The sequence below is a fragment of the Paenibacillus sp. FSL H8-0280 genome, assembly GCF_045040665.1.
Taxonomy (GTDB): domain Bacteria; phylum Bacillota; class Bacilli; order Paenibacillales; family Paenibacillaceae; genus Paenibacillus; species Paenibacillus xylanexedens_A.
Genome location: NZ_CP150296.1, coordinates 2,606,445 through 2,622,298 on the forward strand (window position 1 = coordinate 2,606,445; position 15,854 = coordinate 2,622,298).

At 39.2% G+C, this 15,854-nt stretch carries 14 protein-coding genes and 2 pseudogenes; 12 read left to right on the forward strand and 4 right to left on the reverse strand.

Features of this window, described 5'->3' with window-relative positions; translation table 11 throughout:
* Window positions 1–119 precede the first annotated feature (119 nt).
* From MHI12_RS11745 to MHI12_RS11755, 3 genes are all read right to left on the reverse strand, one after another.
* Window positions 120–497 carry a hypothetical protein gene (locus MHI12_RS11745; protein ID WP_405172420.1) on the reverse strand — a complete coding sequence of 126 codons (378 nt, stop codon included), beginning with the start codon at window positions 495–497 and terminating at the stop codon, window positions 120–122.
* 652 nt (window positions 498–1,149) lie between these two features.
* Complete coding sequence (locus tag MHI12_RS11750; RefSeq protein WP_405172421.1) at window positions 1,150–1,530, reverse strand: hypothetical protein; 381 nt, start codon at window positions 1,528–1,530, stop codon at window positions 1,150–1,152.
* A 12-nt stretch (window positions 1,531–1,542) separates the two neighbouring features.
* Window positions 1,543–1,971, reverse strand: a complete 429-nt coding sequence (locus MHI12_RS11755; RefSeq protein WP_405172422.1) for a hypothetical protein — start codon at window positions 1,969–1,971, stop codon at window positions 1,543–1,545.
* Window positions 1,972–2,144: 173 nt separating this feature from the next.
* Here MHI12_RS11755 and MHI12_RS11760 point away from each other — a divergent pair.
* Window positions 2,145–2,514: pseudogene (locus tag MHI12_RS11760) on the forward strand (SOS response-associated peptidase); the annotation flags it as partial.
* Between the two features lie 953 nt (window positions 2,515–3,467).
* Here MHI12_RS11760 and MHI12_RS11765 read toward each other — a convergent pair.
* Window positions 3,468–3,695: pseudogene (locus MHI12_RS11765) on the reverse strand (phosphodiester glycosidase family protein); the annotation flags it as partial.
* Between the two features lie 2,022 nt (window positions 3,696–5,717).
* Here MHI12_RS11765 and MHI12_RS11770 point away from each other — a divergent pair.
* The 11 genes from MHI12_RS11770 to MHI12_RS11820 all read left to right on the forward strand — a co-directional run bounded on the left by MHI12_RS11770 (window position 5,718) and on the right by MHI12_RS11820 (window position 15,737).
* A complete protein-coding gene (locus tag MHI12_RS11770; RefSeq protein ID WP_405172973.1) occupies window positions 5,718–6,632 on the forward strand; it encodes a sugar phosphate isomerase/epimerase family protein in 915 nt (304 codons plus the stop codon).
* Window positions 6,629–7,801 (forward strand): Gfo/Idh/MocA family protein, encoded by a 1,173-nt coding sequence (locus MHI12_RS11775; RefSeq protein WP_405172423.1) that lies wholly within the window; start codon window positions 6,629–6,631, stop codon window positions 7,799–7,801. The genes MHI12_RS11770 and MHI12_RS11775 overlap by 4 nt, the downstream gene beginning before the upstream one ends.
* 63 nt (window positions 7,802–7,864) lie before the next feature.
* On the forward strand, window positions 7,865–8,962 hold the full coding sequence (locus MHI12_RS11780; RefSeq protein ID WP_405172424.1) for a Gfo/Idh/MocA family protein: 1,098 nt from the start codon (window positions 7,865–7,867) through the stop codon (window positions 8,960–8,962).
* 372 nt (window positions 8,963–9,334) lie between these two features.
* Entirely contained in the window at window positions 9,335–9,673 is a 339-nt protein-coding gene (locus MHI12_RS11785) for a hypothetical protein (protein WP_405172425.1), read from the forward strand.
* 243 nt (window positions 9,674–9,916) lie between these two features.
* Window positions 9,917–10,789, forward strand: a complete 873-nt coding sequence (locus MHI12_RS11790) for a phosphotransferase family protein (RefSeq protein WP_405172426.1) — start codon at window positions 9,917–9,919, stop codon at window positions 10,787–10,789.
* Window positions 10,790–11,219: 430 nt separating this feature from the next.
* Complete coding sequence (locus MHI12_RS11795; RefSeq protein WP_341006960.1) at window positions 11,220–11,660, forward strand: hypothetical protein; 441 nt, start codon at window positions 11,220–11,222, stop codon at window positions 11,658–11,660.
* 609 nt (window positions 11,661–12,269) lie between these two features.
* Complete coding sequence (locus tag MHI12_RS11800; protein WP_211085347.1) at window positions 12,270–12,695, forward strand: GNAT family N-acetyltransferase; 426 nt, start codon at window positions 12,270–12,272, stop codon at window positions 12,693–12,695.
* A gap of 234 nt (window positions 12,696–12,929) precedes the next feature.
* Window positions 12,930–13,397, forward strand: a complete 468-nt coding sequence (locus MHI12_RS11805) for a hypothetical protein (RefSeq protein WP_062833900.1) — start codon at window positions 12,930–12,932, stop codon at window positions 13,395–13,397.
* 259 nt (window positions 13,398–13,656) lie between these two features.
* Complete coding sequence (locus tag MHI12_RS11810) at window positions 13,657–14,061, forward strand: DUF4259 domain-containing protein (RefSeq protein WP_405172427.1); 405 nt, start codon at window positions 13,657–13,659, stop codon at window positions 14,059–14,061.
* 199 nt (window positions 14,062–14,260) lie between these two features.
* Entirely contained in the window at window positions 14,261–14,692 is a 432-nt protein-coding gene (locus MHI12_RS11815; protein WP_282321795.1) for a GNAT family N-acetyltransferase, read from the forward strand.
* A 253-nt stretch (window positions 14,693–14,945) separates the two neighbouring features.
* Entirely contained in the window at window positions 14,946–15,737 is a 792-nt protein-coding gene (locus MHI12_RS11820) for a GNAT family N-acetyltransferase (RefSeq protein ID WP_405172428.1), read from the forward strand.
* Window positions 15,738–15,854 lie beyond the last annotated feature (117 nt).

Sequence of the window (15,854 nt, forward strand, 5' to 3'; positions counted from 1 at the left end):
TATTTTCAGTAAAAAAAGATCCAATCGCTTAATTACAACGCGAAAGGATCTTTTTTAGTAATGCATTTTATTTAGTAATTAAAGTTTTACGTCCAAATTATATATAATCCCGGTGATTATTAACCAGTCTCTTCAAGAGCTGAGAGTAAAATGTAGCCCGCTACACCTGAATTGTTCCAGACATAGACCCATTCTTGTCCGTTCACAACAAAAACTTCACCGCCGTGCTGACCGGTTAAAGTATATCCTGGATATACTGTGAGCACATGTGCCCCAGTTGGCGAGGGAGTTTTTCTAATATTGGCTACAGTTCTGACTGTCCATGTATAAGCCATAATGGAGGTTTCGTCTTTTCCTGGCTCAACTGTGATCGTTGAGTCAATAGCATTTGGTGTATTTGTTCTAATTCTATCCGTTGGATTATCCGATGCAAAAGCTCCAGTTACCGGAAGTGCCATTGCGGCGATTAAAGAAACAGCAATTAATTTTTTCAACATTTTAAAGTCTCCTTTTTAGTTGGGTTTAGATATGTAAAAACAATATTCCAATCCTTTATATTTACTATTTAACTTATATATGTAAATAAAGAGGATATACATAATATACCATATAATCTCACAAAAAGGAAATGTCAGTTTTGTAACATTTATAATAAGTCAAATAAATAAGAACTTATTTTCTAAACACGGCTTAAGTTTTTTATAATGTGTTAGAAGGTTCAAAGCGAAAATTACTTATCGTGGAGCAGTGTTATTTGTTTGAATTGAATAAATCCTAATAAATAACTACTTTGATACACAAACCAACGTTTACCAGAGAAGTTATTACATTATTATTCCTGATAAAGTAAAGATAATTTTCAGAGTGCTTAATTTTGGATAATATTTATATATTAGAAAAATTAAGGAAATGGATCATTTTAATTTTTGAAGTTAATCTTAAGGATTCGTACTTTGATTTGTTTGACTAATTTGTAAGGGGTTCTCACATATCAGCTTACAAGGTATACAAAGCATAACAAGGAGATAGAGAAAACAGGATACCCCTTCTCAAAAAAATGAGGAGGGGTATCCTGTTTATAGGTGTTGAGATTTTAAAGTGCTCTCAATCATTATGGGAAATTTTTTTGGGGGAGTAGTGAGATTAGTGTTAATCTTCAGAACTAACGAGTAGAAATTTTCCGATAATATTCTCGTTGCTATCGTACAAGTTTATATACTTATCGACTTTTGGTTCATTCATACTCTGAATTGCCTCTTCGGGAGTTCGTGGCAAATCTTGATTCATATCTGAAGTCTTGATGTAACCTTCAGTTCCGTCTACACCAAAAGCCTTAACTAGATCTAATTCTGTTTCATCATGATAAAGAAGTGAACCATATGTTTCACCTTTATCATTGATTTTTATTTCCATTTGATCTTTAGAGGGACTAGTATCAGCAGATGCAGCTCCCCAGCCATAGACACCTATTCCAACTCCTAAAGCAAAAGTCACACCAACTGTAATTAATTTTAGTGATATTGTTTTCATTAGAAAATCCTCCTAATGTTGAATGATTGGTGTTTTAGAACTACCGTAATATTCATACTTACTAGTACCAGACTGCCAAACGGCAAATATTGCTTCAGTTTGGTAATCCCCTGATCCGAAATTTATAGTCATGGAGGCATTTGCATATGAAGATACAGATTTATTATAAGTGTAGCTGCCTTGCCTTACCACAACACCATTTTTATACAATATTGGCTTCGCTCCTAAAGACCCTACATCAAGTGAACTACCATTAGTGGTTTGAACCAAAGCACCTGCTGTCATAGGGCTTGAATCATCAAGGGAGGCGAAGCCCTTAGTACCGTAGCCAGAAGACCAGTTACTAGATGTATACGCTGCAAATACGGATGGTGTTAAAGAACCGAAAATAATACCTGCAATTAAGAAAATGCTTAAGAATTTAATACGTTTAAGCAACATATACTCATCTCCTCTATAATACTTTTTTACTTTAACTCCCCCCAATTGTAGTAACTCTATTAAATTACTCAATTTCAAATTATTGTAACGTTGCACTTGGTGATTGTCAACCATTTTTTAGGTTATTTAGATGCTTATGTAACCGTTCATCGTGATAATACGCTGTGAATAGAATGAAGGATGACAGAATATTTTCGCTTGCCGGTCTTTATGATACCTGGACAGACCCAGACGGAAACAAACTGAGTACGTGTACATCATCACTACAGAACCGAATAGTCTAATGGAAGATATCCACAATCGTATGCCGGTTATTTTGCGACCTGAAGATGAGGAAAAGTGGCTTGGTCGAAACAGTGATGTTCAATCGTTGCTCGGAATACTAAAACCATTTCAATCATCTGAGATGCGGTTATTTGTTCCAAAGAATTAGGGAATGTGAGGAATAACTATGAGGAATTATTGAAGGAAGTAAATCAGGAGTTTAACGGGAGTGGGCACCCTAGGGGGGAAGCACTCTTTTTTATACAAAAATATATGTAAATACCTAACATTCGTTTAACCGCACAAACAATATAATGGTTAATTTATTCGGTATAGGGATCATTATCGCAATGTTTGTACTTGCAATGCTAGCTTTTAAAGCAATGTTTAGAAATATAAAAAGAAAGTTTAAACCTAACGCAAACAACTTAATGCATTGCGAAACTTGCAGAAGTGTGATTTCTGCGGAGGCTTTCATGTGCCCACACTGCGGGCAACATTAAGGTAAATCAGCACTGGTAATTCTATATGTTAATGTTTATTGACCGGATGAGGATTTTCGTTGGGGGCATTTTATGGTCTCCAACTCTTCTTTGAAGAGAAGGAGGTTCTTATTTTTATCCAAACATACTGGATTTATTTGCATCTTTTGTAATGAGGGTGATCTTAGTAGGGGGACTACGGGATGAATATAAAAGAAGTATTATTGGCTGATATTCTTGTGTTGAGTGTACTCTGAATAGCTGTTTGTGAATCCGATGAGGCGCAGGCACCATATCCTGTTCAATCAACAGCGCAAGAACCTATCCAAACAAAGGAAAAGGATCAAGTTAAATGAGGAACAAAGTGTATACATTGATGAAGCTGATTATGAGGGTGAAGAGCTAGAGCTGATTAAAGTAGTAAATCTTTCAACAAAGTATAGAAATGAAGATGAAGGGAACGAAGAGGAATTCCTGAAGCTCTAAAACCCGAATCATATGAAGACGTTAACTCCGACTCAAGTTGAAAGTATTCAACTTGAGTCAATTAACTTCATGTCTGAAAACGCTGAAAGTGTCAAAACTACAATAAATTATGATACAAACAAGAGCCTGGAATAGCTTTATTTGTATTTGAGAAAAACGAAGGCAAGTGGATTATCTCTGGTACAGACTAAAGAACAGTTTAAAAGAAGAAGCAGTCCTCACATAAGGGACTACTTCTTTGTTTGTATCGAGCCTTATACCCATTTAGTTGCTTCTACGGCGAACATCGTGAATATTACCTGGATCAAAAGATGCGGGTGTTGGATTAGCGTTACGAACAACGACATACTTCATCCATGATGAGTCTCCACCGTCGAGCATAATAGCCAGGTTGCAGCCGCGGCTAATCATGAACCGACGTACTTCATATGCATTCTCTGACTGGAACACCACTAAGCAGATTTTTGATCTATCCCAACCAATTGCTGTGCGTGGACTGAAGCGATAAGCATTTTAAGTATTGGCTTTAGCGTTAGGACATGCTTTAAAATCACCTGTGCCATTAGTGGCAGTATAGAATGCTGCAGCACTAGCGTATGATACAGACTGTACTGGCCGATGGCTAACTTGATGTTGCTCAAGCTAGTTCAGTGTATGCTCCGACAACGCCTGTACTAATGGCATTCCCACCATTTTAACAATACATGGTACCTCGTTTGGTAGCAGTACCGCATGGTCCTTGATTGAGAGTTTATTAATGTGTACTCTTGCTACACTGTGCATAGCGATACTAGTCAATTGACCGTTTGTAAGGTTGAAGAATATTCCGTTGACTTCGATCTGTGGTTGGTTAACAACAGCTATAGCACCGATATTGCGAAGTACTTATGGCCCCCAGATCTGCTTTAATTGCATGCACTACTCTGCCGTTTTGTGTATATTGAATATGTAAAGCGATTGTCATATACAAAACCTATGCATTCTCCGAATTAGATGTCGGTTGTTTGGTAGGAGTACCTGCTCCGTTAATGTCAGCTTGATTAGCATCTTAATTTGCATAACTTTTGGTTGGATGTAAAACGTATCCCCCGATAGCCTAGAGAATATCGTGTGGGGTTTCATTAGATGGATTCAACTTTGATTGTGTTCAGATCGGCTTGAATATACCGAACTGCGTTTCTGGCATGTATGATTGTTACATATTTCTACTTGATATCATTACGACTCTAGACATTATTAATTGTATCTATTTATAAATAAGTAAAATTTTTTTGGTTTCCAATTATCCTTAACTTCTCACTTAAATAAATATTTTTACTAATAGATTCAATCTAAATTGCAGATATTACGGTTATTATAAAGTTTGTTTCTGGTCTATTAGCTAACGCAAACGTAGAACTGGAGACCTAGATAGGTGAACAGAAGAATTAGTGAGAACACTGCAATGGATGAGTTAAATATATATTTTATGATCAGAGTTCCTTTCCTTGAAAATGAGGTTAGGTATCCAAGATAAAAAGCACCTTGAATTATGCGAACTACGCAGTGAAATTAACTCCTTGTTAGATGCGACATTGTATCTATATTTTAGCCTCCATGCTAATCTTTTTTAATTCTGAACTGTATCTTTCTTTTATGGTCTGCATTCTAATGACCTCAGAATTTTTATGAACAATAGTTTTAGTTTATATTAAACTGGTAGAAATTGCTTAAGCATGTGGTGTTTCAGTGGATGTCGAAAGTAAGAATCATTTGAACTCCAAAATTTAAATGTATATTCTAACTTACGTAAAACTTAAATATATTGTGTGATACAATGCAAAATTACAAGATATTTTAATTTTTTTTTATATGGAATTAAGACGTATCTTGATACTCTAGCTAGCCACATCATAATGGATACTAAGGCCAATACCAGTTCGCCTACCACAATAATTCTTTATGTTGTTAAAGGCATTCTCCCCAATCGCGCTCTGTGTACACATCCCGATCATATTTTGGAATTAAACAACGATTTTTTTCATAAATAACCATTTTTTCTTGTTGTTCTTTCAAAAAGTTTTGAATGACATTTATGCGCTTGGTCGGCTAAAAGATGCAGCCATGTTTTAATTGAATTCTAGTGGCCGGTTGTGGATCTATATCAGCTGTTTCACCGTTATCATTTCTGAATTTAGGAGATAAATTTAATAACTTTACTAACTCTTTTTCTTCGCCCTCACACTTCGATGCATCAACAAGTACTTGTTGATGCTCTTTGACTTGATCCTTTTCCGCTATATATAAAAGTATTATACAAGGCATCTTTGAACAGAATTGAAATCTGTTCCAAGGATGTCTTTTTTGATTTTTGATCACATCATTCTTTTGGAAGTTATCTCTGAATGGGGAATGTGCTCAGTTCGTTATCTGTCATTCATCTGTTGGCGTTTTCCCCTATGGTGACGTTCAGTGGAGTGATACAATGCCTTTACGACATAAAATGAATACGTTTACATAAGGAGATGGATCATGATGAAACTGTCTGTATTCACCGTGGCTACCCCTGATCTGAATGCAGAAGAATTGGCATCGGCTGCGGCTGCAGCGGGGATCGATGGAATTGAGTGGAGATTCCGTGGAATTCCTGAAGATGCTATGTCTGAAGAGCCGTCTTACTGGAGGAATAATCGATGTTCGGTAGATCCGAGTCGCTGGGAGGAACAGGTTCATGTTTTTCGTGAAGCAGCGTTAGGGCAAGGTAGAAAATCCATCGCACTTGTACCGTATCTGAACTGTGGAGATCTGTCTGCCACCGAGCAGGCGTTTCAGGCTGCGGCTGGGTTAGGAGCTTCAATGATGCGTGTGGGCGTTCCTGGATATGATCGTAAGACCAGTTATCCTGAGTTGTATCGTAAAGCCGTTGATTACCTGAGTGAAGTACAGGATTTGGCCAAACAGTACAACATCAAGGCGATTGTAGAGACACATCACCAGACGATTGCACCGACGGCATCGCTGGCCTATCGGCTTGTGCAATCGCTCGACCCTCAGCATGTGGGTGTATTGTACGATCCAGGCAATATGGTGCATGAAGGATATGAGAATCATCGAATGGGACTTGAGTTGCTGGGCCCTTATCTGGCTCATGTACATGTAAAAAATGCCGGGTGGTTTGAACCAGAAGGGAAAGATTCACAAAAGGCTAATGTGACTGAGAAGAGCAGCGTAGTGGCTCTGAATACAGCCTGGAAATGTCACTGGACTCCGCTGACTGAAGGCATGGTCGATTGGGTACAGATGGTGCGAGATCTTCGTGCCGTTGGGTATGACGGATACTACGGAATTGAGGACTTTAGTGGTGCCTTGGAATCCAAGGCGATGTTACAGCATTTTGCAGACGTTTTCGCCGAAATTGAGCGTCGTGTGGACGAGGAGGAGCAGTCATGAGTATCGTACGAGTAGCGGTGATTGGTATTGGAAACATGGGAGCAGCACATGCCAGAACGTTGGTGGCTGGAGAAGTACCCGGTGCAGAGCTGGTCGCCGTATGTGATGTAAGAAGAGAGATGGAGAGCTGGGTATCCAATCATCTTCCGGCAACGGTCACCTATTGGCAGGATGCTGAGCAGATGATGGCTTCGGGTACGATTGATGCAGTCATTATTGCAACGCCGCATTATGATCATCCGGAACAGGCCATTCAGGCTTTCAAGCATGGCTTGCATGTCATGATCGAGAAGCCGGCCGGTGTGTATACAAAACAGGTACGCAAGATGAATGAAGCGGCCGCAGCCAGTGGCAAAGTCTTTTCCATGATGTACAACCAGCGAACCAATCCACTCTACATTAAGCTGAGAGACTTGATTGCTTCGGGCGAACTGGGTGAAGTACGGCGTACCAACTGGATTATTACGAACTGGTATCGATCCCAAAGTTACTATGATTCCGGCGGCTGGCGGGCAACATGGGCAGGTGAAGGGGGCGGTGTACTGATTAACCAAGACCCCCATCAACTGGATCTGTGGCAGTGGACTATCGGCATGATGCCGGTACGAATGCGTGCGTTCTGTTCGTTTGGCAAGTATCGGAACATTGAAGTGGAAGATGATGTAACAGCTTATGTGGAGTATGAAAATGGAGCAACGGGTGTCTTCGTAACGACTACTGGAGAAGCACCGGGTACCAATCGATTCGAGGTCAACGGAGACCGGGGTAAAATCGTGATCGAAGATGGAAAACTTACGTTCTGGCGACTTCGGGAATCTGAGCCTGAATTCAATCAGCGGTTTACCGGAGGTTTTGGACAGCCAGAATGCTGGAAATGCGAGATTCCGATTACAGGTGTGGAAACGGGTCACCCGGGTCTGATTCGTAACTGGGTTGATGCGATTCGTACAGGCGTACCACTTATTGCTCCCGGTGAGGATGGTATACACGGATTGACGTTATCGAACGCTATGTTGCTGTCCACCTGGACGGATAACTGGGTGGATCTGCCGATCGATGAGGATCTGTTCTATGAGCATCTGCAGGAACGCATTGCTGGATCAACGACGAAGAAAGACAAGGCATTCAGTGGCAGTCAACCTGCTGATTTGAGTCAGACGTTTAAATGAAGACGATTTGTTATGTAAGACGAGTTCATTGTAATCAACATTTTATAAAAAGGATGGGATGACATGGCTAAAGACGGGATGTTTTATGCACCAAAAAGTGTTACAAAAGAGGTCGTATGTGGTCCGGGTGAGTTCACGATTGCTGCTGTTGCGCTGGATCATGGACACATCTACGGCATGGTTGGGGCATTGTTGGAGGCTGGAGCTACTCTCAAGTGGGTGTATGATCCGGACCCGGCGAAGGTAGAGGCATTTCGGAAGCAGTTCCCGCAGGCTCAAGTCGCTGGATCTGAAGCAGAGGTGCTTGCAGATGATGAGGTGTTATTGGTGGCAAGTGCAGCGATCACTTCAGATCGTGCGCCGCTTGGTATGAGAGTTCTGGCTGCAGGCAAGGATTATTTTACAGACAAAGCCCCATTTACCACACTGGAGCAATTAAAGCTTGCACGAGAAGAAGTGAAGCGAACGGGCAAGAAGTACATGGTGTATTACAGTGAACGACTGCATGTAGAAAGTGCGATCTATGCGGGGCAGCTCATTGAACAAGGGGCAATCGGCAAAGTAGTGCAAGTTATGGGTACAGGCCCGCATCGCCTGAATGCTGGAGGAAGACCCAACTGGTTCTTCAAGCATGAGCAGTATGGCGGCATTCTATGTGATATCGGGAGTCACCAGATCGAACAATTTCTGACGTTTGCCTCATGTACGGACGCTGAGGTAGGTTTCAGTCGTGTGCATAACTTCAATCACCCACAGTTCCCGGAATTGGAAGACTTCGGCGAAGCTTCTCTGATCGGGGACAACGGAGCGTCCGGTTACTTCCGAGTGGATTGGTTCACACCCGATGGTCTGGGCACATGGGGCGATGGGCGTACAGTTATTCTTGGAACGGACGGTTATATCGAGCTGCGGAAGTATATCGACATCGCAAGGGAACCTCAGGGGGATCAGGTGTACCTGGTCAATCATGAAGGGGAGTACCGTTACAATGTAAAAGGCAAGGTCGGCTACCCGTTCTTCGGTCAGCTCATCCGCGATTGTCTGGATCGCACCGAGACAGCCATGACACAGGAACATGCATTCAAAGCGGCAGAACTCTGCCTGATTGCACAGCACAAAGCGATGAGCGAGCGTGTGGTCTGGAGTAGCGGAGCGAAGTAAATGTTTTAGGTGAAGGGGAGCAAAGGTTGATCACTAAAGGTTATTAGTAAAGTTGAGCGAAGAAAGAGCAGCCCAAATGTAAAACTGGCTCCCAAAGGTTAGTCTTTTCTAACAAATGGAGCAGTTCGCACTGGGGCTGCTTTTTTTGAGTATGTTCGTGACTTCGCATATGGATTAATTTGGGTTATATTATATGTAGTTCGGATATTCGTTAAAAAGAAAGGTATTTACGAAGTTCTTAAATATGATGTTATCCGAAATACCTGAAATGGGGAATTGAAAATGGAGTACTTGAATACAAGAAGAAAAAGGTTTATGTTTGCATGTTTGCTCATCGTAGTAATTTATTTTTCTCTTTCTGGATGGATTAGCATGGAAGTGAAAAAAACAGTAAGAAGTGTATTGCTAACTGAAGATTTTATAAAGAATGAAAAAAATATAAAGAAAGAAGCATTTGATAACTTTTTGAGATTTAGCGGTAGGGAAGTTTATCCGTTATATAACAAAAATGATGTTGAGATAGATGTTGTTGTAAGTCAACCTATTTCAATTCATTATTTTGTTGGGGGATATGCATGGATGACTTATAGATATAGAGGAATTGACAAGAAGACTAATGAAATACTATTTGGTGCAAATGCTCCAATAAGAATAAAAGTAGATCTGGTTAAGGGTCGATGGAAAATCATTAAGAAATGGGAAAAACCGTGAATGAGAGTAATTCAATGAAGTCATGTACATCGGATAACAATACATTCCTACTGTGGGCATTCGCCCTTGATCGCTTAGAAGGATTTTCAAGAAGATTATTCAGGCGATACATTCAACCAGCTAAGTCTGACGACCCGTTCCCTGCGGTCACTTAAGCTGCTTGAACGTCAGGAATGCCAAACGTTATAGGAAATCAGCGACAATTCAAGTAAACAAAATATTTATTATTGAAGGAGCTTGTATATGATCTCTACCTACGTTCGACGCATTCAAGAAGTTTACCCAAATTTACATATTCAAGATGTTAAACAAAATGAGATCGGACAGAATAATAACGTATTTATTCTTAATGAATCTCTCGTTTTTAGGTTTCCTAAGTATAAGGAAGAATTAGAGAAATTAAAGCGAGAAACCGAGATGTTAGAAACTATTAGTAAGACTGTAACATTGCAGATTCCCTATCCAGCTTATAAATCCATTGATAAGATGGAGGTAGGTAAGGCTTTCATGGGCTATGAGCTGATTGAAGGTGCTCCTTTTTGGAAGGAAGAATTATTAACCATCAAAAGCCAAGACCTAATGGTTACAATTGCCTCACAACTTGTTACTTTTCTTATTGAACTCCATTCTATGGACATACCGAAAGCAGTTGTTATTCAAAAACAACATGAAAGTGTACATAGAATTATAGAAAATCTGTTTATTAGAATAAGAGAGAAACTCTTTCCATTTATGCGTGTAGATGCGCAAGAAAAAGTAGTAGATAACTTTAATACATTTTTAAATAATACTCATAATCAGAATTTAGAGAAAACCTATATTCATGGAGACTTTGGAGCAGGCAATATCATATGGAATCGAAAAGAAAACAGAATTGCAGGAGTTATTGACTTCGGAGGCTCAGGACTTGGGGATCCAGCATATGATTTCGCAGGAATTCTCTCCAGTTACGGAGAAGAGTTTTTTGAAATATGCACTAATCTGTATCCGGGTGGAAAACAAATTTCAGAACGAGTTCACTTTTATAGAAGCACCTTTGCTTTACAGGAAGCTTTACATGGGATAGATCATAATGACCAAGAAGCTTTTGAGAATGGAATTAAAGAATTTAAATAGTTCAAAGAGGGCTGACATCCTATAACATAATATCTACGCTGCGGGCCGTTCGGCCCTTGGTTCGCGAGAAGTGGAAAGCGGAGAAGTTGAATCAGCGAACAACCCTGAGAGGCTAAGTCCGTCAGACCCGGTCGCTGGTGCTCCCTTAAGCCTCTCGAGTTCGTAGATACAGGAACGTTATACGCAACCCCTTAAGAATGTTAAAACATGCAACCAATTAATAACAAATAATAAATATAGGTGAAAGAATACATTTACAACGTAGCAGTTGAAAACCAGGATGAACGGAATATTAGAAGGTGTACCATATAACAATAAATTTCCACATCGTTAGTTATGCTCCTTGGTCATCAAGAGGAATACCAGAGAAGCGGATACATAATAAAGTGCAAACTAAAGAATATTTCTATTATGCGAAAGAGAGGATCAAATGAATTATCATTTTGGTTTTTCATGGAAGGGTCTGATAATCTTTTTATTGCCAATGATACCAAATATATTTTATTTTTTAATCCCTGCGTCAGATATATCAGGAAACCATGCAAATAGCCATTTGATTTTAGATGTTTTGGAGCACGGAAGTCAGGCGATATTTTTCTTTCTTCTGATATTTGTTGTAAGAAAACAAGCATCTGAAATGCGATGTCCGTATATAATTGGTATGGCAATAATGTTGATTTTTTATTATGGGCTATGGATATTGTATTTTACAGGCAACGCAAACTCGATTATTTTTTTGGGGATGGCCGTTCTCCCGGTAGTATATTTTATATTAGCTGAGATTTGGCTTCAAAATTATCTGGCTATTATACCAACAGTACTTTTTGGTATTGTGCATGTCATTAATACATATTTGACTATTGCGAATTAAAGGGAGGACAACAATCCTCTTAAATTTTGATTGTGCGTTCAGCATCTATTCTATATCAAGGATTAAGTCCCGAATGGTGAGGGTAGAAGTAAGCCATAGCTTAAGGCAGGGGTGTCCAACGTGGGCAGGAATCTGAATGAAGCCATCGGCAAATCTCCGGTCCGAGGAACACGAGCCTCTTCTAAGGCTAGCGTTCATTGGATGAAGTTATTACACAAACCAAAGTTGATACTGCTGGAGGCGTACGAGAGTAAATGAGGGGATCTTTCCAATGCGGAAACGGATTTGATAGGAGCAAAAGATAGAACCAAAAGATAAAACACGTAAAGACATATTAAATACATAAAACACACAAGACATATAAGGATGTGGAATCGAAGAAGAAGGGGCAGCGTATAACAATGTATTTTTGCTTCGTCGCTGACGCTCCTCGGTCTTCAAGAGGGATTTCGGAGAAGTGGAATCAGGCGACACATCCAACCAGCTAAGTGGCAAAGCACCCGGACCTTCGGTCCTTAAGCCGTTTGGACGTCAGAAATGCGCAACGTTATAGGAAATCTGCTTAGAGCTTAAAACCCACAATATTAACAATAAAATGGAGGTGTTCTCATGGAGATGATCTATAAAGATTATTTAATTTCTGATGATAAATCTAAGCTTGACAAGCAAGTGATTTTAGATTTTTTAGTCCAAAGCTATTGGGCTAATAGGAGACCACAAGAACGTATATTAAGATCTATAGAAAATTCACATTGTTTTGGAGTTTATCATAATGACAAGCAAATTGCTTTTGCAAGAGTAGTTACAGATAATGCTACTGTCTATTATCTCTGTGATGTATTTGTATTGAAAGAATATCAAGGTCAGGGGATTGGAAAGAAATTGGTAGAACAAATTGTAAATTCTGATGAATATGAATGGATGAGTGGAATTCTTGGGACATTAGATGCACATAGTTTATATGAACAATATGGATTTGAAAGAGACTTAGAACGATCAATGAGAAGAATACCTCAGGGAAGAAAAACAATGTGAGCAATTAAAGAAGACACAGACTTCATATAACATTATATCCACTCTTCGGGCCTAAAAGCCCTTGGTCCGCTAGAAGCGATTGGCAGGGAAGCAGAATCAGCGGACACATCCGCACCGACTAACCGCTCGCGGCCGGCACCTGGCGGAGCCTTAAGTCGGTAGTACGTCGTGGATACAGGAACGTTATGCGTAAGATCTGGAAAATGAAAATTATATTAGAAAGAGAGATACTTAATGAATATATTTTCTATAGATATGCAGACAAGTAAATATGTCAATGTAGAACATCCTGTAATAACGATTGATGGAATTCCGTTTGATTTATATCTTCATAATTTGTATCCAGATAATTTATATTTAGGTTTAATTCCGACAATTACTGATTGGATTGGACTGAAGGAAGAAGCAGAGTTAGTACTAAGACGTTTTCTTTCAGAAGAAGAGATTGTTATTTTACCAATATTAATGTGTCCGGATGATTGCGATTTAACATGTACACTAATTGTTGCTGAAGTTTTAAAATTAAATGATCAAGTGATTTGGAGACGGATTGGAGTGGATTCTAGTAATCTAGGAATACCATATAATTATGAGTTAGTCGGGAAAGAAGTTACCTGGTTAGATTTAGTGCCCAAAATGAAATTTAGCAAGGATAAATATATTGAGAATCTTAAAACCATTTATAAACATAGTATCTCGTAGAAGTCAGGTACTACGCATAACATAATATTCACGCTTCCGGCCATTCGGCCCTCGGTCTGGCCGGAGTCAGAAGTGGATTCGATGATGCTATTCGCAGTAGCGGGTAAGTGAATTCAGCCAGACACATCCGCACCGACTAACCGCATCGCGACCGATCCCGTTGGTCGCTTAAGTCGGTGGGACGTTGTGAATACAGGGAACGCTATGTGAAATTCCCTAAGGGCTTTAAAACATAATGACACTTTTTGGAGGTTAATTGATGGGAGCATGGGGAACTGGGATTTTTGAGAACGATGATGTATTAGATTGGAAGGCAGATTTACTTGATTCTGATGACATCGAATTAATTGAAGAGACGATTGAAGAAGTATTAGAAGAAGAATATATTGACTCAGATTTAGCTTCAAATGCTCTAGGCGCAATTGAGATCCTTGCAGCATTACAAGGTAGTCCTGGGAAAGAGATATTGAATAATCAAAGTAATACAGGAGATCTATATGACTGGATCGATACACATAGAGGTAAAGGAAAAAAACTCATTTCAAAAGCTAAACGAGCAGTCAAGAAAATTAAGAAAGATTCAGAACTAAAAGAGCTATGGGAAGAATCAGAAGAATATCCGATCTGGTTAAATACAATAAATGATTTAGAAAATCGATTGTAAAGAACTTGATAGCTTTTCGAGAAAAGGGAACTTCACATAACAAAATATTCAAGCAGCGGCTCCGATGAAGTCTTGGTCTGCGGGAAGGATTTCAAAGAGGCACTTCGGTAGACAACCCCTTCGGGGTTCGTGAATACAGGAACGTTATCCGAACTTAACAAAGAACTATTAAAAACAAAATATAATTGGAGTGAAATCTTTGATTGAAACGAATATTCAAATTCGAATAGCAGAGGCAAAAGATGCAAAATATCTCGCTAAACTTAATGTTGAATTTAATGGAGTAGGAATTTCTGAAGAAGAAATCATTGCAAGCTTATCTGATTCAAATGAGATTGTTGTAATAGCCTTAATCAATGATTTACCAGTTGGATTTGCATGTGCCCAGTATTTTAAATCAATCTGTTATTCAGAACCGTATGCAGAAGTAACCGAATTGTATATTATGGGTGACGCTAGAAGGAAGGGAATTGCTACAAAGGTATTAGACTTTGTTGAGAAAGAACTTATATTAAAAGGCGTTAGATCGGTGAAAGTGCTCACAGGTAAAAAGAATGAAACAGCGATAAAAACATATGAAAAATCAAATTATATAAAGAAAGAGGAGCAAATACTACAAAAGAAAATATAAATAAAATAGAACAATAAAGATGTATTGAACCTAAAGGTTATAAAGAATGTGAAAGTAAGTTCAAGAAGTCATTAACATCGGATAACATAATATTCATGCTATGGCTCCGATGGAGCCTGGGTCTACGAGAAGGAATTCGGGGAAGTATTTCAGTAGACAAGCCCTTCGGGGGGCATGAATACAGGAACGTTGGGTGAAACTACTCAAAATTAATTGCATAATTATATGCAAATTAAGGAAGGGGATAGATTTAATGATTTTTAATTTTGAACTAGCGGATATTTTAGAAAAATCTGAAATTAATTATATGGTTGATCGAATGACTGCAATTAGAGAACGAGGAGGAAACCCTGAGGGGATTGAAATAAAACGATTCGGGGAGAGCACGGCGTTTTATAGCAAAACCATGCCCTGGGGTCTATTTAATAATGTAAAGGGAAGAATTTCTGAAGATGTCATTGAAGATATCTTAGACTTTTATAATGAGCGGGAGAGGAATTTTGAGATTCAAGTCATCCCCGGTAAGATAGATCAAAAAGTAATGAAAACGCTCCATAATAAAGGCTTTTATCAATCAGGATTTCATACAACGCTTTTTTGTGAACCTGGAAATCTAAATTCGTTTGATCATCATAAACTGGAAATTCGTGAACTACTTGAAGATGAGTTTGATACATATGCAGAAATTCATTGCTTAGGTACAGGATTATCTCTTGATGGGAAAGAACACGTAGCTGCAAATAACCGAGTACTGTTTTCCCGTCCTGGATGGCACTATTATTTGGGGTTGGATCAGGGCTATCCAGTTGCAGTAGCTGTAATGTATATAGAGAACAATGTTGCTTCATTAACATTTGCGACAACACTACCTGAATATCGAAATAAAGGATTTCAAACAAATTTATTACTTAGACGAATTCATGATACCTACAACAATTGTAATCTCGTTGTTAGTCAGTGCTCATTTGGCTCGCAAAGCCATCGGAATATGGAAAGAGTGGGTATGAGAATTGGATATACCCGGGCAACATGGACAAGGAATTAACTGTGAGGGGAAATTTAGGCTGGCATCGCCTAACATAATATTCAAGCAGCGGCCCTTCGGAGCCTGGTCTGCGAGGTGGATTTCGAAGAGGGATTTCAGCAGCCGACCCCTTCAGGG

Excerpts from the sequence above, each read along its gene's own strand:
- MHI12_RS11745 (WP_405172420.1), bottom strand. The coding sequence starts at position 497 with ATGTTGAAAAAATTAATTGCTGTTTCTTTAATCGCCGCAATGGCACTT.
- MHI12_RS11750 (WP_405172421.1), bottom strand. The coding sequence starts at position 1,530 with ATGAAAACAATATCACTAAAATTAATTACAGTTGGTGTGACTTTTGCT.
- MHI12_RS11755 (WP_405172422.1), bottom strand. The coding sequence starts at position 1,971 with ATGTTGCTTAAACGTATTAAATTCTTAAGCATTTTCTTAATTGCAGGT.
- MHI12_RS11770 (WP_405172973.1), top strand. The coding sequence starts at position 5,718 with ATGAAACTGTCTGTATTCACCGTGGCTACCCCTGATCTGAATGCAGAA.
- MHI12_RS11775 (WP_405172423.1), top strand. The coding sequence starts at position 6,629 with ATGAGTATCGTACGAGTAGCGGTGATTGGTATTGGAAACATGGGAGCA.
- MHI12_RS11780 (WP_405172424.1), top strand. The coding sequence starts at position 7,865 with ATGGCTAAAGACGGGATGTTTTATGCACCAAAAAGTGTTACAAAAGAG.
- MHI12_RS11785 (WP_405172425.1), top strand. The coding sequence starts at position 9,335 with ATGGAAGTGAAAAAAACAGTAAGAAGTGTATTGCTAACTGAAGATTTT.
- MHI12_RS11790 (WP_405172426.1), top strand. The coding sequence starts at position 9,917 with ATGATCTCTACCTACGTTCGACGCATTCAAGAAGTTTACCCAAATTTA.
- MHI12_RS11795 (WP_341006960.1), top strand. The coding sequence starts at position 11,220 with ATGAATTATCATTTTGGTTTTTCATGGAAGGGTCTGATAATCTTTTTA.
- MHI12_RS11800 (WP_211085347.1), top strand. The coding sequence starts at position 12,270 with ATGGAGATGATCTATAAAGATTATTTAATTTCTGATGATAAATCTAAG.
- MHI12_RS11805 (WP_062833900.1), top strand. The coding sequence starts at position 12,930 with ATGAATATATTTTCTATAGATATGCAGACAAGTAAATATGTCAATGTA.
- MHI12_RS11810 (WP_405172427.1), top strand. The coding sequence starts at position 13,657 with ATGGGAGCATGGGGAACTGGGATTTTTGAGAACGATGATGTATTAGAT.
- MHI12_RS11820 (WP_405172428.1), top strand. The coding sequence starts at position 14,946 with ATGATTTTTAATTTTGAACTAGCGGATATTTTAGAAAAATCTGAAATT.